Source organism: Fundidesulfovibrio magnetotacticus, assembly GCF_013019105.1.
In the GTDB taxonomy this organism is placed as follows: Bacteria; Desulfobacterota; Desulfovibrionia; order Desulfovibrionales; family Desulfovibrionaceae; genus Fundidesulfovibrio; species Fundidesulfovibrio magnetotacticus.
Map to the genome: position 1 here is coordinate 15,949 of NZ_BLTE01000018.1, position 19,890 is coordinate 35,838.

General features: G+C 64.7%; 17 protein-coding genes and 1 tRNA gene. 16 read left to right on the plus strand and 2 right to left on the minus strand.

All coding sequences use genetic code 11. The features are described 5' to 3' along the window. The first annotated feature begins 54 nt into the window (after positions 1-54). From serB to NNJEOMEG_RS21175, 6 genes are all read left to right on the plus strand, one after another. Positions 55-1,266, plus strand: coding sequence for a phosphoserine phosphatase SerB (gene serB, locus NNJEOMEG_RS16910; RefSeq protein ID WP_173086576.1), 1,212 nt, complete (start codon positions 55-57; stop codon positions 1,264-1,266). A 142-nt stretch (positions 1,267-1,408) separates the two neighbouring features. Then, positions 1,409-2,947, plus strand: coding sequence for a sensor histidine kinase (locus tag NNJEOMEG_RS16915; RefSeq protein ID WP_173086578.1), 1,539 nt, complete (start codon positions 1,409-1,411; stop codon positions 2,945-2,947). Positions 2,948-3,013: 66 nt separating this feature from the next. Continuing rightward, on the plus strand, positions 3,014-4,117 hold the full coding sequence (locus NNJEOMEG_RS16920; protein ID WP_173086580.1) for a glycosyltransferase family 2 protein: 1,104 nt from the start codon (positions 3,014-3,016) through the stop codon (positions 4,115-4,117). 37 nt (positions 4,118-4,154) lie between these two features. Further along, positions 4,155-4,337, plus strand: coding sequence for a type II toxin -antitoxin system TacA 1-like antitoxin (locus NNJEOMEG_RS21170; protein ID WP_173086582.1), 183 nt, complete (start codon positions 4,155-4,157; stop codon positions 4,335-4,337). A 7-nt stretch (positions 4,338-4,344) separates the two neighbouring features. After that, positions 4,345-4,662: a nucleotidyltransferase family protein gene (locus tag NNJEOMEG_RS16930; RefSeq protein WP_173086584.1), complete on the plus strand. Its 318-nt coding sequence runs from the start codon at positions 4,345-4,347 to the stop codon at positions 4,660-4,662. A 129-nt stretch (positions 4,663-4,791) separates the two neighbouring features. Beyond that, a complete protein-coding gene (locus tag NNJEOMEG_RS21175; RefSeq protein WP_371865519.1) occupies positions 4,792-5,013 on the plus strand; it encodes a HepT-like ribonuclease domain-containing protein in 222 nt (73 codons plus the stop codon). A 361-nt stretch (positions 5,014-5,374) separates the two neighbouring features. Here the strand turns inward: NNJEOMEG_RS21175 and NNJEOMEG_RS16940 are convergent, their stop codons facing one another. Continuing rightward, positions 5,375-8,596 carry a DEAD/DEAH box helicase gene (locus NNJEOMEG_RS16940; RefSeq protein WP_173086586.1) on the minus strand — a complete coding sequence of 1,074 codons (3,222 nt, stop codon included), beginning with the start codon at positions 8,594-8,596 and terminating at the stop codon, positions 5,375-5,377. A gap of 261 nt (positions 8,597-8,857) precedes the next feature. Here NNJEOMEG_RS16940 and NNJEOMEG_RS16945 point away from each other — a divergent pair, with 261 nt between their 5' ends. The 4 genes from NNJEOMEG_RS16945 (at position 8,858) to NNJEOMEG_RS16960 (ending at position 13,663) form a co-directional block, all read left to right on the plus strand. Further along, entirely contained in the window at positions 8,858-10,360 is a 1,503-nt protein-coding gene (locus NNJEOMEG_RS16945; RefSeq protein ID WP_235957018.1) for a peptide-binding protein, read from the plus strand. Further along, positions 10,357-12,522 carry a RelA/SpoT family protein gene (locus NNJEOMEG_RS16950; protein ID WP_173086590.1) on the plus strand — a complete coding sequence of 722 codons (2,166 nt, stop codon included), beginning with the start codon at positions 10,357-10,359 and terminating at the stop codon, positions 12,520-12,522. The genes NNJEOMEG_RS16945 and NNJEOMEG_RS16950 overlap by 4 nt, the downstream gene beginning before the upstream one ends. A gap of 129 nt (positions 12,523-12,651) precedes the next feature. Beyond that, positions 12,652-12,900 (plus strand): SAP domain-containing protein, encoded by a 249-nt coding sequence (locus tag NNJEOMEG_RS16955; protein ID WP_173086592.1) that lies wholly within the window; start codon positions 12,652-12,654, stop codon positions 12,898-12,900. Between the two features lie 37 nt (positions 12,901-12,937). Beyond that, entirely contained in the window at positions 12,938-13,663 is a 726-nt protein-coding gene (locus tag NNJEOMEG_RS16960; RefSeq protein ID WP_173086594.1) for a TylF/MycF/NovP-related O-methyltransferase, read from the plus strand. A 67-nt stretch (positions 13,664-13,730) separates the two neighbouring features. On the opposite strand, the gene NNJEOMEG_RS16965 is transcribed toward NNJEOMEG_RS16960, so the two are convergent. Continuing rightward, a tRNA-Pro gene (locus NNJEOMEG_RS16965) sits at positions 13,731-13,808 on the minus strand. Between the two features lie 177 nt (positions 13,809-13,985). Here NNJEOMEG_RS16965 and NNJEOMEG_RS16970 point away from each other — a divergent pair. The 6 genes from NNJEOMEG_RS16970 to NNJEOMEG_RS16995 all read left to right on the plus strand — a co-directional run bounded on the left by NNJEOMEG_RS16970 (position 13,986) and on the right by NNJEOMEG_RS16995 (position 19,810). Further along, positions 13,986-15,077 (plus strand): protein-glutamate methylesterase/protein-glutamine glutaminase, encoded by a 1,092-nt coding sequence (locus NNJEOMEG_RS16970; RefSeq protein ID WP_173086596.1) that lies wholly within the window; start codon positions 13,986-13,988, stop codon positions 15,075-15,077. A gap of 37 nt (positions 15,078-15,114) precedes the next feature. Continuing rightward, a complete protein-coding gene (locus NNJEOMEG_RS16975; protein ID WP_173086598.1) occupies positions 15,115-17,043 on the plus strand; it encodes a HEAT repeat domain-containing protein in 1,929 nt (642 codons plus the stop codon). Continuing rightward, positions 17,044-17,922 carry a CheR family methyltransferase gene (locus tag NNJEOMEG_RS16980; RefSeq protein ID WP_173086600.1) on the plus strand — a complete coding sequence of 293 codons (879 nt, stop codon included), beginning with the start codon at positions 17,044-17,046 and terminating at the stop codon, positions 17,920-17,922. Positions 17,923-17,993: 71 nt separating this feature from the next. Continuing rightward, positions 17,994-18,764 carry a ParA family protein gene (locus NNJEOMEG_RS16985; protein WP_173086602.1) on the plus strand — a complete coding sequence of 257 codons (771 nt, stop codon included), beginning with the start codon at positions 17,994-17,996 and terminating at the stop codon, positions 18,762-18,764. After that, on the plus strand, positions 18,761-19,432 hold the full coding sequence (locus NNJEOMEG_RS16990; protein ID WP_173086604.1) for a chemotaxis protein CheW: 672 nt from the start codon (positions 18,761-18,763) through the stop codon (positions 19,430-19,432). Before NNJEOMEG_RS16985 ends, NNJEOMEG_RS16990 begins: the two co-directional genes overlap by 4 nt. A 9-nt stretch (positions 19,433-19,441) precedes the next feature. Next, a complete protein-coding gene (locus NNJEOMEG_RS16995) occupies positions 19,442-19,810 on the plus strand; it encodes a response regulator (RefSeq protein ID WP_173086606.1) in 369 nt (122 codons plus the stop codon). Positions 19,811-19,890: the final 80 nt, after the last annotated feature.

Genomic DNA, 19,890 nt, shown 5'->3' on the forward strand with positions numbered 1-19,890 from the left:
CCCGGGCCGGTTTTGTGGAAACATCCGCCGACTTTGGCGCATCAAGGAAAGATCATGAACGACATCCTGCTCGTGCACATTTTCGGGGCCGACCGCCCCGGCATCGCCGCTTCCGTCTCCAACCTGCTGGCCCAGTACGGGGTGGACATTCTGGACATGGGCCAGTCCGTGATCCACGACGACCTCTCCCTGGGCATCCTCATGCGCATCCCCGAGGGCGCGCAGGCCGCCGCCACGGTCAAGGACCTGCTCTACGAGGCCCACGAGCTGGGCGTGACCTGCAAGTTCAGCCCCATCACCCCGGCCCAGTACAGCCAGTGGGTGGAGGCCGCGGGCAAGCCCCGCTGGATCGTGTCGCTCCTGGGCCTCACAGTGAGCGCCGCCCAGGTGGCCGCCGTGACCCGCGTGATCACGGCCAACGGGCTGAACATCCAGTCCGTGAACCGCCTCACCGGGCGTCCCTCCCTGGACGAGGAGGCCGCGCAGCGTCCGGCCTGCATCGAATTCTCCGTGCGCGGCCAGCCCGGCGACGTGAAGGCCATGCGCAAGGACTTCCTGGCCATCGCCGCCGAGATGGGCGTGGACATCGCCCTCCAGGAGGACAACGCCTTCCGCCGCAACCGCAGGCTGGTGGCCTTCGACATGGACTCCACCCTGATCCGCGTGGAGGTCATCGACGAACTGGCCCGGGCCTGGGGCGTGGGCGAGCAGGTGGCGGCCATCACCGAGTCGGCCATGCGCGGCGAGCTGGACTTCCGCCAGAGCCTGAAGAAACGCCTGAGCCTGCTCAAGGGGATGCCCGCGGAGACCCTGGCCCGGGTGGCCGAGCACATCCCGCTCAACGACGGGGCCGAGAAGCTCGTGCGAAACCTCAAGCGCTTCGGCTACCGCACCGCCGTGATCTCCGGCGGCTTCACCTTCTTCGGGGAACGCCTGCGCCAGCGTCTGGGCATCGACCACGTGCACGCCAACGTGCTGGCCATGGCCGACGGCGCGCTCACGGGCGAGGTGGAGGGCCAGGTGGTGGACGCCCAGCGCAAGGCCGAGTTGCTGCGCTCCATCGCGGACACCGAAGGCATCTCGCTCATGCAGACCATCGCCGTGGGCGACGGCGCCAACGACCTGCCCATGCTCAACCTGGCGGGCCTGGGCATCGCCTTCCGGGCCAAACCCGTGGTCAAGGAGGGAGCGGGCCACGCCATCTCCACCCTGGGCCTGGACGCCGTGCTCTATCTGCTGGGCTTCCGCGACCGCGACATCGAATAAAGCGCCGGTCCGCTTGCCAGGGACCTGCATCTTTGCGATAGTTTCTGGTGAAGGATCGGCTCCGTGCCGGTCGCGAACCCGATCGTCCCGTGCGGCGCTTTTCGGGAAGGTCGGCCCAAGGCCTCCGGGCCGAAGGATCAACATGCCAGACGCTGCGCATGATTCCCTCCTGGACAGGCCCTGGGCCGCCTGGGCGGTCTCCGCCCTGGTGTTTTGCCTCATGGCGGTCATGGGGCTGGCCTACCTGGACGCGGCCCAGAACGAGCGGGAGGCCGAGGCGCGCCTTGCACTTGTCCAGAGCGTGGCCGGGCGCGTTCAGGCGCTGCAGAACCTGCTTTTCAAGGCCCAGGCGCCTCTGGCCACACTGGCCGACGTCCTGGTGGTGAACCGGGGCGAGTTCAAGGATTTCGACGCCTATGCACGGCATCTTCTGGAGAGCAACCCCGGCGTGGCGGGGCTTTTCCTCTGTCCCGACGGCGTGGTGCGCGTGGCCGTGCCCCTGGCGGGCAACGAGGCGGCCCTCGGGCACGAACTGCTCAAGGACCCCCAGCGCAAGGCCGAGGTGGAGGAGGCCATCGCCACCAATTCCACCGTGCTGGCCGGGCCGGTGGCCATGCGCCAGGGCGGGATGGGGCTCTTCGCGCGCAAGCCCGTGTTTTGGGAGGAAGGGGGGCGACGCGTCTTCTGGGGTCTGGTGGTGTCGCTCATCCGCTGGGAAACGGTGTTGGATTCGGCCGAATTCCGCGCCATTCTCGATGGCGGCTATGCCCTGCGCCTGGAGCGCAAGCTGGCCACGGACCCCGAACCCGTGGTCATCGCGCGCTCCGAGACGGAGGTGTTGCCGGAATTTGGAGTCACGCGCCCGCTCACGGTGCCCGGGGGCCAGTGGCTGCTGACCCTTTCGCCCCTGGGCGCGCCGGACATGCGGTTTATTCGCGTCGGCGAGCTCTTCGTGCTGGCGGCCTCGGGCGTGGGGGGCTGGCTGGTGCTGCTGGTGTTGCAGGGGCGCTCGCACATCGTGGCCCAGTCCCGCGAACTGGAGCGCGCCAACGCGGAGCTGGAAGCCCGTCTGCTGGAGCGCGGGCTGCTGATCAAGGAGGTGCACCACCGGGTGAAGAACAACCTTCAGATCATCATCAGCCTCCTGGACCTCCAGAACTCCGGCGTGGACAACCCCGAGTTCACGGCTCTGGCAGCCGCCTGCAAGGATCGCATCCTGGCCATCGCCCTGGCCCACGAGCAGGTCTACCGGCGCGACAACCTGGCCAGCATCGGCGTGAGCGACTATCTGCACGGCCTTGTGGGCAACGTGCTCCAGGGGTATCGGGTGGCCGAGCGTCCGGTGACCTGGGCGGTGGACACCGACGGATCGGAAATCCCACTGGCCAAGGCCGTCTACGTGGGGCTCATCGTCACCGAACTGGTGACCAACGCCGTCAAGCACGCCTTCGACGGCGCGGAGGAGCCGCGCATCGAAGTGCGCTTCGACTCCGCCGTGCGGGGCATCGCCCTGGTGAGCGTGCGCGACAACGGCCGGGGCTTTCCGGGAGACGGCTGCCCGGAGAGCGCCTCGTCGCTGGGGCTCACGCTGGTGCGCAGCCTGGCCGGGCAGCTGGGCGGAGAGATGCGCTGCGCGAGCCTGGACGGCGCGCTCGTGGAGGTGTCCCTGCGCCTGAGCTGAGCCCGCGCTTGTGGGGCGGGGCGATGCGGGGTACTGGTGGCTATTCTGCCGACCCCGGGGGCTTCCATGTCGTTCGGCGCGTTCAACCGGATCAACCTGAGCGTCGTGACCTACTGCTTCAACGACCACGCCTTGGCCGACGGCCTTGTGGATTCGGTGGCGGGGTGGTCCGTGGTCCCGCGCGAGGTGATCGTGGTGGACGACGGCTCGGCCGAGCCGTACAAGCCCGCGCATCCAGCCGACAACCTGCGCGTGCTGCGCCTTGCGCCCAACCGGGGGGCGGCCCTGGCCCACACGGCGGGCATGGGTGCGGCCTCGGGGCGTTATCTTCTCTCCATCGACTGCGACATCCGCCTCCCGCGCGACTGGGTGCGTCTGTGCCTGCCCCTGGCCGAGCGCACGGGCGTGGGGATGGTTTCGTCGAGGCTTCGCTGCACGGGCAGCTCGTCCCTGACCAACCGCTACGTGGACCTGCTCTATGGGGTGGGGCCGCAGGGCGGGGAGACGGGGTTCGTGCAGGGCGGCGTGTTCCTGATGCGCCGCGACGTGTTCGAGTCCGTGGGTGGCTATTCCGGCTATGAGGAACGCACGGGGGAGGATTCGTTCCTCTGCGCGCGGCTGGCGGAACGGGGCTTCCGGATGCTGCTCAATCCCGAGGTGGAGGCCCACGAGGTGCGCAGGCTTTCGCGGGTCGCGGCGGTGCGTCGCAAATTCTTCTGGCAGTCGAGCCAGTATTTCCAGGCCATCGCCCGGGGCGAGCCGGTGGACAAGGTGCTCTACGTGTTCCACGCGCCGTGCTTCGCGCGGCTGGGTGAGCTGCTGCGCCAGGAGGTCTGCCTTGGCTACTACGAGCTGCTGCTGATGGTCTTCGGGGCCTGCGCCCTGGCGCGCAGCTTCGACGCGGGCTTCGCGGCGCGCCTTCGCTGGGAACTGACGCGGCGCGTGCGAGGCCTGGAGCGCCTGGGGCCGCTCCTGCTCTCGGACCTGCGCGAACTGGGCGCACCCGAGCCCCAGGACCACCCCGAGCCCCTGGGCCTGGCCACCGTGAACGCCTGGGACGCCCAGGTGGACGACGCCCTCCTGCACGCCCTGGACCGGGATTGCGCCCAGGCCCTGGCGGCCGAGGACGCGGGCGGCGCGGACTTCTCGGTGTACGAGCGGCTGGTGTGAGGGAGTGGGGGGCGGCTGAGGGCGGCAGGAGGCTGACGTGGAAGGGGAGATAATCGTTTTGTCCATTGAGGACCAGCTACGGGTCGCCGAGGCGCTGGCGAACCCGCCTGAGCCCGTTGCGGCCCTGAGGCGCGCGGTGGAGCGGCATGGGGAGATTGTGGAACGCCCTTTGACCGATGCCGCCAAGCGAACTATAGATCTGACAAAACTTCCGACGTGAGCAGCACATGACAGCTACCACGCAAACGAAACATCCCCCGGCAGGGCTTGAGGCCCTGGCCACCCAAATCAGGCCGGTGCTGGAGCGCTACGGCGTCGTTTCGGCTTCGGTGTTCGGCTCGCTCGCGCGCGGCGAGGAGCGCCCGGAAAGCGACGTGGACCTGCTGGTGGAATTCGACGCGAACGCGACCCTTCTCACCCTCGCAGGCCTGGAGGCCGAACTGTGCCGTGAATTGGGTCGGGAAGTGGACGTGGTGACACCGCGCGGACTGAAGAAGATGATCCGCCCGCAGGTGATGGCGGAGCAGGTGCGTATCTATGGATAAGGCGCGGCGCGCGGTTCCACTGTTGCTGAGGGATATGCTCGATCACGCCAGCAAGGCGTTGGTCTTAGTTGAAGGTATGGACTGGGCACTGTATGAAGCCGATGAATAAACCCAACTTGCCACTGTTCGCTGTCTCGAGGTCATAGGCGAGGCTGCGGCCAAGATGCCGCGCGATTTTCAAGAAAACATCCGAGAATACCGTGGGCAGCGATTGCAGGTATGCGCAACCGGATGGTTCATGATTATTTTGAAGTGGATATTGAGTTGTGTTGGCGCACGATAACCAGGAGTTTGCCTGAACTCCAGGAGTATCTGCAGGCTATTGTGGACAACGATCGGCCAGGATATTGAGGTTGTGTCGTATGGTATGCGGAGATCATGAGAAAGAAATATCAAAAGAACTTGACGGCTTGTCTGGTTTTCAGTTGGTGAAGAATGTTATGCTTTATTGGGTCCTAGTCTTTGTTGTGTCATTTGTGTCGGTACGCCTAGTTGAAAATAATGTCGAGACGAAAGCAAATATAACATACTCCGTGCTTGTTTCTGTGGCCTCAGCATCGGTTGTGGTGGGATTGGCGAAGAGTGAGATAGGATTTAGGTGTGATGAGTATGCAAGGATTCTCCGTCATCGCAGATTGTTGTCAAAACTGAAGAAAGAGAAGAGAAACTAGCCTGATTGTTGAGTTGCTGTGAGGTAGTCCATTGTGATGGCCTACACCTCAAACAACATCTCCAGATCGTTCCGCGTCAAGCTCTTCCAGGCGTCCTGCCCGGGAATAATAGCTTCCGCCACGCCCTTTTTCATGTCCTGGAGCTTCAGGATCTTCTCTTCCACGGTGTTGGAACAGATCAACTTGTACGCGAACACCTGGCGCTTCTGGCCGATGCGGTGCGTGCGGTCCGTGGCCTGGTTTTCCACGGCGGGGTTCCACCACGGGTCGTAGTGGATCACGTAGTCGGCGCTGGTCAGGTTCAGGCCCGTGCCGCCCGCCTTCAGGGAAATCAGGAAGATCGGAATCTCCGGCGTGTTGTTGAACAGGTCCACCTGCTCGAAGCGGTCCTTGCTGGAGCCGTCCAGGTAGGCGAAGGGCATCTGCTCCAACTGCAGCCAGCTGCGGATGATGTGCAGCATCTGCACGAACTGCGAGAACACCAGCACTTTGTGCCCTTCCTCCACGATGTCCGTCACCAGGTCCTTGAAGGTGTCGAACTTGCCGGAGGGCAGGTTGGTGTTCACGCCGGGCATGTCCAGCTTGAGAAGCCTCGGGTGGCAGCAGATCTGGCGCAGCTTCAACAGCGCGTCCAGGATCGACATCTGCGACTTGGCCATGCCCTTCTCGTCCACGTCGCGCAGCACCTGGTCGCGCAGCTTCTTGGCCAGCTGGGAGTACAGCTCCGCCTGTTCGTCAATGAGCGCGCAGTACTGCACGTTCTCGATCTTGGGCGGCAGGTCCTTGGCCACCTCGGACTTGGTGCGCCGCAGGATGAACGGCTTCACGCGGCCGCGCAGGTAGTCCAGGGTCTCCTCGTCGCCGTCCTTGATGGGCTTGACGATGCCGCGCTGGAACGAGTTCTGGCTGCCCAGGAAGCCGGGCATGAGGAACTCGAAGAGGCTCCACAACTCGAAAAGGTTGTTCTCGATGGGCGTGCCCGAGAGGCACAGGCGCATCTTGCCCCGCAGGCGGCGCACCGAACGAGCCGTGATGGTGTTGGGGTTCTTGATGTTCTGGGCTTCGTCCAGGATGATGGAGTTGAACTCGAAGTTCAATAGCTCGTCCAGGTCGCGCCGTAACAGGGCGTAGGTGGTGATCACCAGCTGCGATTCCGCGATCTGCTTGAACAGGCCCTCGCGCTTTGCGCCGTAGACGATCACGCGCTTGAGTTGCGGCACGAACTTCTCGGCCTCGCGGTCCCAGTTGGGGAGCACCGAGGTGGGCACCACGATGAGGTTGGGGTCCCTGTGGCCGCGCTCCACCAGGTGCTGCACGAAGGAGAGGGTCTGCACGGTCTTGCCCAGGCCCATCTCGTCGGCCAGGATGCCGCCGAAACCGTACTCTCGCAGGAAGTTGAGGTAGCTTAAGCCCTGCAGCTGATAAGGGCGCAGGCTGGCGTTCAGGTGCGTCGGAGCCTTGAGCGGCGTGATCTCCTTGAAGCTGTGGATCTTCTCGCGCAGGTTGTTCCAGAAGGAATCGGTGTGGGCCTCGGGCAGGTCCTCCAGGATCTTGTCCAGGATGGGCGCCTCGAACTGCTTGAAGCGCTTCTGGGGCGGCTTGTCCGGGTCGTAGCCCAGGGCGCGCAGCTTGTGGCCCAGGCGCTTGAGCCAGCTCTCGGGGAGGCTCGTGTAGGAGCCGTCTTTCAACTGCACGTAGCGCTTGCCCTGGGTCCAGGCCTTCCAGATCTTGTCGATGGGCACGCGCTGGTCGTCGTATTGCACGGCCAGGTCCAGGTCGAACCACTTTTCCTTCTCGTCGCTCTCCACCTCGGCCACGATCACGGGCTGGGAGAGGCGCACCTTGTAGCGCGTGAGGTTCTTCTCGCCGAAGACGCGGTATTTTTCCACCAGCCTGGGGTAGGCGTCCAGGAGGAAGACGATGGCCTCCTCGGGTTCGAGGAACCAGTTGGCGTTGTTGCGCGGCTGGAAGCCCATCTCCTGAAGCACGGCGATGAGGGCGGCCTCGGCCTCCTGCTCGCGGGCCATGAGGAAACTGCGGCCCTCGTACTGGTAGGAGCCGGTCTGCAGCTCGGGGTTGGGGCCTTCCTGGAACACCTCGCCGTGCTCGGTGACGTAGACGTTCTGCACCGCCAGGGTGAGCAGGCTGCCTTCCTCGTCCAGGTAGAGCTTGGGGCTGTAGGTGGCGGGCAGGAAGTTGGGGCGCATGCGCTCCAGGAATTCCTGCTGGCCGTGCAGGTCCGAGGCGGGGAACTTGGTCCAGACGCGGTCGAGGAATTCGGAGACGTCCGCCGGGGGGATCACCGGGGGGTTCTCCACCATGTCCCGGATGAAAGGGGCGGGCAGGCCGGTCTGCACGGGGTAGAAGCTCTTGTTCCAGCAGACCCACAGGGGCAGCTGGCCGTAGAAATAGGTCTCCTGGCCCTGGATGGAGAAGGGGGCCTTGCCGGGGCGCGCCAGGTAGATGTCGAAGCGCAGTCCCAGGGCGTCGTCCATGACGGGGCGCAGCTGCAGGCGCATGGTGGAGCGCTCGATGCGCACGGGGTTCTCCGAGTCCTGCCAGTAGAGGTAATACTCCTTGCTGATGGCCCAGAGGAACCACGAGATGAGGCCGGCGGGGATGTCCACGCGGTGGCCCCGGTAGTCGAGGAAGTGGCCGACCTGCTCGGCCACCAGGGGCAGCGAGGGCGAGGAGTCGCACCAGTCGGGGTTCTGGATGATCTGCTCAAGGGTGATTTCCTGGTGCACCTGGGAGAGCCCGGACTTGTTCTGGCGGGCGCGGTAGAAAGCCACCTGGAGCCGCCCCGGCTCGGGGAAGAAGCGGTAGATCACATAATGCTTGCCCGCCTCGGGCTCGAAGGCAGTGGCGAAGAAATGGCGGAAGCTCTGGCGCCACTCGGTGTTCTGGAGCGCCGCGCCTTGCCCGTCTCCGGACTTGCGGCCTTCCAGGGACTTCACGTACTTGAGCGCCGTGGCGCCCACATGGCGGCACACCCCGGAGAAGGACTCGGGGCAGTTGCAGAAGAACGTGACGGTCTCTTCCTCCAGGTTGAGGCCCAGTTCCGAGGCGTACACCTGGAAGTCCTCCCCCTGGACATGGCCTTCCACGTCCCAGTACTGGTCGCGCTTCTTGACGTCGATTTTCTGGACGCCGTCCTGGGCGACGATTGAATGCGCGCCTTCAATGATATATTCCGGGATCGTCTCCCGGATGAACTCCTGGAGGAGCTGCTTGGCTTTGCTCTCCTCGCTGGTGAGGGCCATGGGGCTTGGTGCTCCGTATTCCGACTGGATTGAATGGTTAACGAACACGATGCCTACGGACTAATCCGACACTCTATGCATTTTCATCCGCAAATCAAGCTTTTCCCCCCCTCAGCGGGGAAGGGGCTCCCGGTGTGGCTCGCCGCCCTGGCGCTGCTGGCCTTTCTCGCGGCGTGCGAGGGGTCCGGCACGGACAAAGGGCAGCCCAATACCCGAGGCGACGCGCAAAGCGCAAGCCCCGAACACGGGGGCCGCATCGTCATGGCCACCCTGGGCGAACCCACCAACCTCATCCCGCCGCTCTCCACGGATTCGGCCTCCCACGAGGTGGCCTCGCTGATGTACGTGTCGCCGCTGCGCTACGACAAGAACATCCAGATAGAGCCCTACGCGGCGAAATCCTTCGAGATCCTCGACGGAGGCCGCCACTTCCGGTTCGAATTGCGAGACGACATCCGCTGGTTCGACGGCACGCCCCTCACCGCCGAGGACGTGGAGTTCACCTACCGCTTCATGATCGACCCCAAGACGCCCACGGCCTACGCGGGCGACTTCCTGGCCATCAAGGAGTTTCGCCGCACGGGCAAGTACACTTTCGAGGTATGGTATGAAAAGCCCTTTGCGCGCGCCGTGGCCACCTGGGCGCAAGATATCCTGCCCAGGCACGCCCTGGAAGGGGAGGACCCGGCCAACACCCGCCTCGCCCGCGACCCCATGGGGGCCGGACCCTACAAGCTCAAGCAGTGGGTGGAGAACCAGCGCGTGGTGCTCGAGGCCAACCCGGACTATTTCGAGGGAAAACCCTTCATCGACGAGGTGGTCTACCGCTCCGTGACCGACCAGACCACCCAGTTCCTGGAACTCAAGGCCGGAAACCTGGACTACGTTGGCCTCACCCCGCCCCAGTACCTCTTCCAGACCTCCGGCCCGGACTGGGACGACAAGTACCGTAAATACAAGTATCTGGCCTCGTCCTACGCCTACGTGGCCTGGAACCTGGAACACCCCCTGTTCCGCGAGAAGGCCGTGCGCCAGGCCATGGCCCACGCCATCTCCAAGCAGGAGATCATCAAGGGCGCGCTCATGGGCCTGGGCGAGCCCACCATCGGCCACTTCAAGCCCGATTCCTGGGCCTACAACCGCGACATCAAGGACTACGCATACGATCCCGGCCGCGCCCTCATGCTTCTGGCCTCCCAGGGCTGGACCCGGCGCACCCCCACCGGCCCCCTGGAGAAGGACGGCAGGCCCTTCGCCTTCACCATCATCACCAACCAGGGCAACGAGCAGCGCATCAAGGCCTGCGCCATCATCCAGAACCAGCTGGCGCGCATCGGCATCCAGGTGAAGGTGCGCACCATCGAGTGGGCCACCTTCATCAAGGAATTCGTGAACCAGCGCCGCTTCGAGGCCGTGCTCCTGGCCTGGTCCATCCCGCAGGACCCGGACGCCTTCGATGTCTGGCACTCCTCGAAAATCAAGGCCCCGGGGCTCAACTTCGTGGGTTACGCCAACCCCGAGGCCGACAGCCTCCTGGAAGAGGGCAGGGCCATGCTCGAACCCGCCCTGCGCAAGCCCGTCTACGACCGCTTCCAGGTAGTGGTCCACGAGGACCAACCCTATTGTTTCCTCTTCACGCCCTACGCCCTGCCCATCCTCACCGCGCGCATCCACGGCGTGGACCCTGCGCCCGCGGGCATTTCATGGAACTTCACCCGCTGGTGGATCCCCAGATCCCAGCAAAAGGCCCGGCTCTCCCAATGATCCGCATCAATGAAATCATGGACAAGGTCGCCCCCTACATGGACCAGGCAGGGCAGGACCTCATCACCAAAGCCTACGTCTATTCGGCCGCAGCCCATGCCGGGCAGACCCGGCTCTCTGGCGAGCCCTATCTCTCGCACCCCCTGGAAGTGGCCAACATCCTGGCCGAGATGCGCCTGGACGCCGCCAGCGTCTCCGCCGGCCTGCTCCACGACACCGTGGAGGACACCTACGCCACCGTGGACGAGATCGAGGAGCAGTTCGGCGAGGAAGTGGCCGACGTGGTGGACGGCGTCACCAAGATCAGCCTCATGTCTTTCGAGACCAAGGAGGAGGCCCAGGCCGAGAACATCCGCAAGATGGTCCTGGCCATGGCCGAGGACATCCGCGTGATCCTGGTGAAACTGGCCGACAGGCTGCACAACATGCGCACCCTGGATTTCCAGAAGCCCCTGAAGCGCCAGCTCATCAGCCAGGAGACCATGGACATCTACGCCCCCCTGGCCAACCGCCTGGGCCTGCACAGGATCAAGGTGGAGTTGGAGGACCTCTCCTTCAAGCACCTCAAGCCCGACATCTACGAGCAGCTCAAGAAGGGCGTGGACGAACACGAGGTGCTCGACCAGGGCTACATCGACAAGGTGATCTCCGTGATCCGGGGCCTCATGGAGGAAAACGCCATCAAGGGCCGGGTGCTCGGGCGCAAGAAGCACCTCTGGAGCGTGCACAACAAGATGAAGGCCCAGGGGCTGGACCTGGACCAGGTGCACGACATCGTGGCCTTCCGCGTGATCGTGAGCAGCCTCAAGGACTGCTACGCCGTGCTGGGTCTGGTCCATTCGCTCTGGAAACCGGTGCACGGGCGTTTCAAGGATTACATCTCCATGCCCAAGGCCAACATGTACCAGAGCCTGCACACCACCGTGATCGGGCCCGACGGCGAGCGCATCGAGATCCAGATCCGCACCGAGGAGATGAACCAACTGGCCGAATACGGCGTGGCCGCCCACTGGGCCTACAAGGAGCGCGGCAAGGCCGGGAAGATGGCCGCCCGCGACGCCGAGCGCTTCACCTGGCTGCGCCACATCATGGACTGGCAGCGCGAGGCCACGGACTCCAAGGAGTTCATGCAGACCTTGCGTTTCGACCTCTTCCAGGAGGAGGTCTACATCTTCACGCCCAAGGGCGACGTGAAGGAGATGCCCGAAGGCGCAACCCCCGTGGACTTCGCCTACGCCATCCACACCGAAGTGGGCAGCCACTGCACCGGGGCCAAGGTCAACGGCCGCCTGGTCCCGCTCTCCACGCCGCTCAAGAACGGCGACACCGTGGAGATCATCACCGACAAGAACCGCAAGCCCAGCAAGGACTGGCTCAAGTTCGTCAAGACCGCCAAGGCCAGGACGCGCATCAAACACTGGGTGAAGACCCAGGAGCGCGCCGAGGCCATCGTCCTGGGCAAGGAAGTGCTGGAGAAGGAAGGGCGAAAGCTGGGCGTCAACGTGCAGCGCCTCGTGAAGGAGGACGCCCTGGGGCCGGTGCTGGCCGAATACAACTTCGGCGGGGTGGACGACCTCTACGTGGCCGTGGGCTACTCCAAGCTCACGCCCCGGCGCGTGCTGCGCTCCTTCCTGCCCAAGCCCGAAACGCCCGCCAAGCCCGAGTCCGCCCCGGAGCAGTCCCAGGCCGAGCCGGGCAAGGGCAAGCCGGGGGAGGGCATCCGCATCAAGGGCGTGGACAACGTGCTCGTCAGTTACGCCGGGTGCTGCAACCCCCTGCCGGGCGAGCCGGTGGTGGGCTACATCAGCCGGGGGCGCGGCGTGATCGTGCACACCCACGACTGCCCCAACCTCATGCGCCTGGAACCCGAACGGCTCATGCAGGTCTCCTGGGAGGGCGAGGAGGACAAGCCCTATCCGGCCAAGATCTCCATCCTTGCGCACAACCGCAAGGGCGTGCTGGCCAAGATTTCCGCCGTGCTCTGCGACGACGGCGTGAACATCGACTCGGGCACGTTCAACTCCAAGGTGGACGGCCGCACCGAGATCGTGATGACCGTGGAAGTCAAGGATTCGAGCCATCTCTACCGGGCCCTGGACCATCTGCGCAAGATCGCCGACGTGGTGGAGGTCAAGCGCATGGTCGAGGAGTCCATGGTGTAGCGGCCGTGCGGGCTTTTCTTCATCCGGCGCGCAATTGTTGGTGATTCCCCGGCTCAAGTGCGCTAGGGTGCAACCGAAAAGCGCCCCGAGCCAGCAACGGCGGGCGGCGAAGCAACACGAGGCGATCCGATGGACAGGCTGGAGATCCTCGCCCGGGCCTGGACGGCCGGGACCAACGTGGAAGGGCTGGACAAGACCGAGGCCGTCCGCGCCATCCAGCGGGCGGAGGGCTTCGAGGCCTGCTACGGCTGCGGCTGCTGGGACACCTGCGGGCAGTATCACTGCGCCTTCCGCGAGGACTGCGTGCTCATCCAGGTGATCGAAGACCCCTGCCGGGTGGTGGCCTGCGACATACCCGAAGACCCGAAGCCCCGATGAATCCAGTCCGGCCGGGGATGCCCGCGGGGGGCCTGTCATGATCAGCGACGAGGAGCGCGAAGCCCTCGCCAGGCTGTACCTGGCGAGTCGCCGCAACGCCAGGAGCGCCTATCTTGCCGCTCAGATGGCCTATCTGGCTGCCTCCCCCCTGGCGGATTCCTGCGAACCCCGCACCATGTGGGAACCGGCCAAGGTGCGCTTCGTGCTGGACATGGTGCTGCGCACCGAGTCCGTGCCCGGGAACATCCTGGAGTTGGGGGTGTTCCAGGGCGGGGGCACCTTCCTCATGGCGAGGATGCTCAAGGCCATTTCCTCGGGGCGCGTCATCGTCGGGGTGGATTCCTTCGAGGGCATGCCGGAACCCGTGGACCAGGACGCGGACGACTCCGGAGTCGCCCGTTTCCACGAGGGCATGTTCAGGGAGGGCTCCTCCTATCAGTATACCAGCCTGCTGGCCCGGGTGCTCCACCTGGAGGACCGCGTACGGTTCATCAAGGGCTATTTCGCGGACGTGCTCCCGAGCCTGGCCCGGGAGGGTCGCCGCTATTCGCTGGCGATCGTGGACCCGGACCAATACGCGGGAACCATGCAGGCCCTGGAAACATTTTACGATCTCATGTCCCCGGGAGGGGTGGTGATCGTGGACGACTACGGATGCGCCTCGTCCATGGGCGTGCAGCGCGCCGTGGACGAGTTCCTGGCGGGGCGGCCGGAACGGCTGGAGGTCGGGGCGCTCTCCATGGTCTGGTTCAGGAAGCTCTGAGCCCCGCTGGATGTTGACGCCGAAGAGAAAAGGGCACTTGGACTTTCGTCCAAGTGCCCATGATTCTTGGTCGGGATGAGAGGATTCGAACCTCCGGCCTCTGCGTCCCGAACGCAGCGCTCTAGCCAAGCTGAGCTACATCCCGTAGCGGCGAGGAGGGCTATCTAAACGAGAGCGGCAGGTTTGGCAAGCACGATTTCATGTTGTCAACGTGGCTCACTATCTAGTACAAATGACGTGACATGCCGTGTAGTCACCCTGTTCTGGGATCGCTCATTCCGGCCGCAAGTCGGCCGTCACGCAGCAAGCAAAGGATGTGATCGTGATCAGCGTTGTCGTGGTCGACGATTCGGCCTTCATGCGGAAGGCCCTGGCCTCCATGCTCGAAAAGGACCCGGAGATCCGGGTCGTCGCCACGGCCCGAGATGGCCAGGAGGGCCTGGAGGTCATCCGCAAGCACAATCCCGACGTCATCACCCTCGACATCGAAATGCCGCGCATGGACGGGCTTACGGCCCTGCGCCACATCATGATGGAAATGCCCAAGCCCGTGCTCATGGTCAGCTCCCTCACGGTGGAGGGCGCCGAGGCCACGCTCAAGGCCATGGAACTGGGCGCGGTGGACTTCATCCCCAAGCAGCTTTCCAAGGTGTCCCTGGATATCGTGAAGATCGAGGAGGACCTGCAGGCCAAGGTCAAGCAGGTGGCGCGGCGCAAGCTGCGTCCGCCCCTGTCCCTGCGCAGGCCCTGCCCCCCGGCCGGAAGCGTCCCCTGCGCCCCTGCCCACTCCGCGTCGGCCGCGGAACCCCGCAGGGACGTGACGAGGCCCTCGGGTTCGGTGCTGCGCGACGTTGTGGCCATCGGCGTCTCCACGGGCGGCCCGCCTGCCGTGCAAAACGTGCTCTCGGCCCTCCCCAAGGACTTCCCGGCGGCCATCATCATCGCCCAGCACATGCCGGCGGCCTTCACCGGCCCCTTCGCAAAGCGCCTGGACGGCATCTGCCAGGTGAGCGTCAAGGAGGCCGAAACCGGAGACAGGCTTGCCCCGGGCCAGGTGTTCATCGCCCCGGGAGGGAAGCACCTGAAGCTCCACCAGAAGGTGAGCCGCGTGGAGATCGAGATCACGGGCGAACCCGCCGAGGCGCTCTACAAGCCTTCGGCCAACGTGCTGGTGGCCTCGGCCGCCGAGGCCGTGGGCAAGCGCGCCCTGGGCGTGATCCTCACGGGCATGGGGTCCGACGGCCTGGAGGGCGTGAAAGTCCTCAAGCAGAAGGGCGGACGCGCCCTGGCCCAGTCCGATTCCACCTGCGTGGTCTACGGCATGCCCAAGGCCATCGTGGACGCCGGGCTTGCCGACGAGATCGTGGACATCGACGAGATGGCGCACGCCATCATGAGCAACCTGTACAAATAGACCAACGCGCCGCCACCGTCGCGGCGCCGGGGACACTATGGGCGAGCATGACGAACTGTTGGGCCAGCTTCGATCCGGCGATGTCGAACTGGAGCGCGAAGCCGCGTTCGCGGCGGGCGACGGCAAGATTCTCGAGGCCGTGCCGCTGCTCGTCACGCTGGTGCAAAGCCAGAATCTCGGGGTGCAGGAGGCCGCGGACCGCGCCCTGCGCCTGATCGGCGGCCCTGCCGTGGTGCAGGCCATCGCCCCGCTCCTGCGCTCCGACGACCCGCCCGCCCGCAACATCGCCATGGACGTCATGCGCGAGGTGGGCGACCAGGACTTCCCCACCCTCGTGGCGCTTCTGCACGACGACGATCCCGACATGCGCATCTTCGCCACGGACATCATGGGCTCCACCAACACCGTGCAGGCCGTGGCCCCCCTGTGCGAGGCCCTGCTCAAGGACCCAGAGGTCAACGTGCGCTACCAGGCCGCCGTGAGCCTCGGCGTGCTGGGCAAGCCCGAGGCCGCCAAGTGCCTGAACAAGGCCCTGGCCGACGACGAATGGGTGCAGTTCGCCGTCATCGAATCCCTGGCCAAGATCCGCGACGAATCCTCCGTGAGCGCCCTGGTGGGCGCGCTGGGCAAGTCCACGGACCTTGTGGCTTCCATGATCGTGGACGCCCTGGGCGAGATCGGCAACATCAAGGCCGTGACCATGCTCATCAAGCGCCTGGACGACTCGCCAGCGGCGCTTCGCAACAAGATCTGCAAGGCCGTGGTGAACATCCTGGGCGGCAAATCGCTCACGCTGCTCTCCGAGCACGAACGGGAGAAGTTCCGGGAATACCTGGTGGCGGCCCTCCAGGACGAGGACGAGGAAATCCAGGACGCCGCCGTGCACGGGCTTGCTTTCGTGGGCGGCGAGAAGCCCGCCCGGGCCGTTCTGGCGCTGGCGGGCGGCCTGGACCAGGACAGGGCCCAGGAGCGCATTGAGCTTTGCGTTGCATCCCTGGCCACCATGGGGCTCAGCCGGGCGCTGGAAGAGTCTCTGGCGTTCGGGCCGGCCCCCGAAGCCCTCGTGGCCGTCGAGGCCCTCTCGCGCATCGGCGGCGAGCAGGTCTCCAGACTCTTCATGGACACTTTCTGGAAGCGCGACCGCGACGTGCAGCGCGCCATCGCCGGGGCCCTGCTCCAAGTCGCCGGGGCAGAGGCCGTGGACTTCTTCCTGGACGCTCTGGAGCGGCACGCCGACGGAACGGTGCTCAAGGGAGCCATCGCCTTCCTGGGCCAGAAGATGCGCGTGGACAAGGCCGCGGAGCGCATCTTCTCCCTGCTGGGCCACCCCTACGACGACGTGAAGGAAGCCGCCCTGGAGGCCTGCGTGGCCCTGGGCGGCGAGGAAATGAACGACCGTTTCCTGGCGATGGCCGGTTCCCCCGAACCCCTGGAGCGGCTCATGGCGGTCTACGCCCTCGGCCGCATCGATCTTGAGAAGAATATCGAGGCCCTGCGCGCCGCCCTGGAAGACGAGGTGCCCGACATCCGCAAGGTGGCCCTGGAAGCGGTGGCCCAGCTCTGCGGGCCGGAATCCGACGGCCTGAACCTTCTGGTGTCGCGGCTCATGGACGAATCGCGCGAGGTGCGCCTGGCCGTGGTGGAGCAGATCGGCAACTGCTCGCTCAAGGAAGGCAACGAGTACCTCGTGCAGGCCCTGGACGACCCGGACGACTGGGTGCGCATCCGGGCCATGGAGGCCCTGGGCATCCGCTGCGCCGAAGAGGCGGTGCCCCGGCTGGTGGAGCTGCTGGAAAGCCCCAACAAACTCCTGGCGCTCAAGGTCATCGAAACCCTGGGCGAGATCGGAGGAAAGGCGGCCTTCCGGGCCCTCCTGGATGTGGTAGGCTCGCAGGACCAGGAACTGTCGGAAGCCGCCGAGAACGCCATCTCGAAAATCCAGGACGAGCAGGGAGAGGATCGCTAAATGTCCTCACTTTTCTCCAAAACCATCTCCCTGCGCAAGGAGCTCAAGATCGCGGACTCGGAGTTCGTGCAGCTCAGGGATTACATCTACCAGCAGTCCGGCATCTACATTGCCGACAACAGGAAATACCTCCTGGAGAACAGGCTGGCCAACCGCCTGAAGGAGCTCAACCTCAAGAGCTTCGCGGAATATTACCATTTCCTGCAGTACGATCCGGGCAAGCGCCTGGAGCTCAACCGTCTGTTCGAAGTGGTGACCACCAACGAAACGAGCTTCTACCGCAACCCCCCGCAGCTTGCGGTGTTCCAGAACAACGTTCTCTCCGAGGTGCTGGACCGCCAGCGCAAGTCGGGGCAGCGCAAGTTGCGCATCTGGTCGGCCGGGTGCTCCACCGGTGAGGAACCCTACACCTTGGCGATCATCCTGCACGAGGTGCTCAAGTCGGAGATCGCCAGTTGGGACATTCGCATCACGGCCAACGACCTTTCCGAAGGCGTGCTGGCCTCGGCCAGGCGCGGCGTCTACAACGACTACACCCTGCGCACCACGCCCAAAGAGATCGTGGCACGGTACTTCATCGCCGAGGACGGCAAATTCACCATCAAGCCCGAAGTGAAACGCCTGGTGACGTTCGGACAGATCAACCTGAGCGACAAGACCATGCTCAAACGGGTTGACCGTTCCCAGATCGTCTTTTGTCGCAATGTTATCATTTACTTCGATGACGAGATGAAAAAGAACGTCATCAGTTCATTCTACGACAATCTGCTGCCGGGCGGTTATCTGCTTATCGGGCATTCAGAGTCGTTGCACAATATCTCGCGGGCGTTCAAGCCCAAGCATTATCCGGGAGCGATCGTCTATCTCAAGGAAGGATAAAGTAATCCGGAGGTTGTCCGACAATAACTCGTGAGAGGCGGCGCATGCCGTCCTCGTGCACCGGAGACGAAGTGGGTTGTTCCGTACTGGCGGTGGCCAATCAGAAAGGCGGGGTGGGCAAGACCACCACCGCGCTCACGCTGGGGGCCGCGCTTACCCGTATGGGCAGGAGGACCCTCGTCATGGACCTTGACCCCCACGGGTGCGCCTCGGTCCATTTGGGGCACTTCCCGGAGAACGTGCCCGTGTCCGCCTACGATCTGCTCCTGACCGAGGGCTTCGACGCGGGGCTGTGGGGCAGGGCGCTCATCCGGGGCGCTGAGGGCCGCATGGACATGGTGGCCAGCAACGTGCGCCTCTCCGAGCTGGACATCGACCTGAAGGGTCGCGAGAACAAAGGGCTTTTGCTGAAGAAACTTTTGGGCGAGGCCGCCAGTGACTACGATTTCGTCATCCTGGACTGCCCGCCGAACATGGGAGTGTTGCTGGTGAACGCGATGGTGGCCTCGAACCTTCTGATCATCCCGATCCAGACGGATTTTCTGGCCCTGCACGGGTTGAGGCTCATCTTCGACTCCATCCGGCTGCTCAACAAGGTGCTGCCCAGGCCCGTGGCCTGGCGCGCCCTGGCCACGATGTTCGACCGGCGCGCCGGCGCCTGCCGCAGGGTGCTGCACCTGCTGCGCGGCAAACTCGGCCCCAAGCTGTTCGAGACCGTCATCGACATGGACACCCAGTTCCGAGAGGCCAGCGCCTCGGGAGGCGTGATCTACGACATCGCCCCGGATTCGCGAGGGGCGAGGGAATACATGGCCCTGGCCAAGGAAATCGTGACGTCGTGAAGACACTGGAAGACTACTTCGCCCAGAGCGTGGCCCTGCCCGACCAGGAGGGACCCAAGGACCTTAACGGGGTCGAAAGGGAATTCCTGGAAAAATACGTGGGCATGGGCTGGGAGAACACCCCCCAGGGCAAGGCCCTGGCCGTGCCGGTGCAGGCCGAGCAGGTGATGGCTCCACCGCCGGACCGCCAGGATGTCCCGGAAGGGGACGACCTTGAATCGAGCCTGATGGCCGAGGAAGAACTGCGTCTGGTGAGCTTCCACGTGCAGTCCGAGGTGTTCGCCGTGCCCATCATGCTGGTGCAGGAGGTGCTGCGGGCCGTGCCCGCCACGAAGCTTCCGGCCGCGCCTCCCCACCTGGCGGGCGTCACCAACCTGCGCGGGAAGGTCACCCCCCTGGTGGACCTGGCCTGTCTGCTGGGGCTTCGCGCGGAAGGCGGACAACCCGACAACTTTCTCATCGTGTGCCGCCTGCACGGCATGCAGATCGGCCTGCTCGTGCGGGCCATCGACACCATGTACCGCGCCCCCCGCGCGGACATCGAATGGGGCATCGAGTCCCAGCTTGGGGTCAGCGCGGGGCTCATGGCCGGGCTCTACAAGTCCGGCGACCGGCTGATCCAGATCCTGTCCATCAGCCGTTTGTTCCAGAAAGTGCTCAAGAGCTAGGAGCCGACAATGTCCAAGACGATCCTCATCGTGGATGATTCGAAAACGGTGCGCAACCTTGTGGCCTTCATCATGAAGAAAGAAGGCTTCAAGGTGGTCACGGCCGAGGACGGCCTCGACGGGCTGGAGCGGCTCTATTCGGCCGATCGCATCGATCTGATCATCTCAGACATCAACATGCCTCGCATGGACGGCTTCACGTTCATCAAGAGCGTTCGCGAGCAGGAGGCCTACCGCGACATACCCATCGTGGTTCTCTCCACCGAAGGCCAGGAGAAGGACATCCAGGCCGGCCTCTCCATCGGCGCGAACATGTATATGGTCAAGCCGGCCCAGCCGGAGAAAATGCTCAAGAACGTCAAGATGCTCCTCGGCTAAGGGCACGGACAGGGACACGTCGCCATGCCTTACGACTTATCAGCCGCTGGTCTTCGTGCGCCGCGAAACAGCAGGCAGGG

What these genes read in the sequence shown, in the direction of transcription:
- serB (WP_173086576.1), top strand. Translation starts at nt 55, where the DNA reads ATGAACGACATCCTGCTCGTGCACATTTTCGGGGCCGACCGCCCCGGC.
- NNJEOMEG_RS16915 (WP_173086578.1), top strand. Translation starts at nt 1,409, where the DNA reads ATGCCAGACGCTGCGCATGATTCCCTCCTGGACAGGCCCTGGGCCGCC.
- NNJEOMEG_RS16920 (WP_173086580.1), top strand. Translation starts at nt 3,014, where the DNA reads ATGTCGTTCGGCGCGTTCAACCGGATCAACCTGAGCGTCGTGACCTAC.
- NNJEOMEG_RS16930 (WP_173086584.1), top strand. Translation starts at nt 4,345, where the DNA reads ATGACAGCTACCACGCAAACGAAACATCCCCCGGCAGGGCTTGAGGCC.
- NNJEOMEG_RS16940 (WP_173086586.1), bottom strand. Translation starts at nt 8,596, where the DNA reads ATGGCCCTCACCAGCGAGGAGAGCAAAGCCAAGCAGCTCCTCCAGGAG.
- NNJEOMEG_RS16945 (WP_235957018.1), top strand. Translation starts at nt 8,858, where the DNA reads ATGGCCACCCTGGGCGAACCCACCAACCTCATCCCGCCGCTCTCCACG.
- NNJEOMEG_RS16950 (WP_173086590.1), top strand. Translation starts at nt 10,357, where the DNA reads ATGATCCGCATCAATGAAATCATGGACAAGGTCGCCCCCTACATGGAC.
- NNJEOMEG_RS16955 (WP_173086592.1), top strand. Translation starts at nt 12,652, where the DNA reads ATGGACAGGCTGGAGATCCTCGCCCGGGCCTGGACGGCCGGGACCAAC.
- NNJEOMEG_RS16960 (WP_173086594.1), top strand. Translation starts at nt 12,938, where the DNA reads ATGATCAGCGACGAGGAGCGCGAAGCCCTCGCCAGGCTGTACCTGGCG.
- NNJEOMEG_RS16975 (WP_173086598.1), top strand. Translation starts at nt 15,115, where the DNA reads ATGGGCGAGCATGACGAACTGTTGGGCCAGCTTCGATCCGGCGATGTC.
- NNJEOMEG_RS16980 (WP_173086600.1), top strand. Translation starts at nt 17,044, where the DNA reads ATGTCCTCACTTTTCTCCAAAACCATCTCCCTGCGCAAGGAGCTCAAG.
- NNJEOMEG_RS16995 (WP_173086606.1), top strand. Translation starts at nt 19,442, where the DNA reads ATGTCCAAGACGATCCTCATCGTGGATGATTCGAAAACGGTGCGCAAC.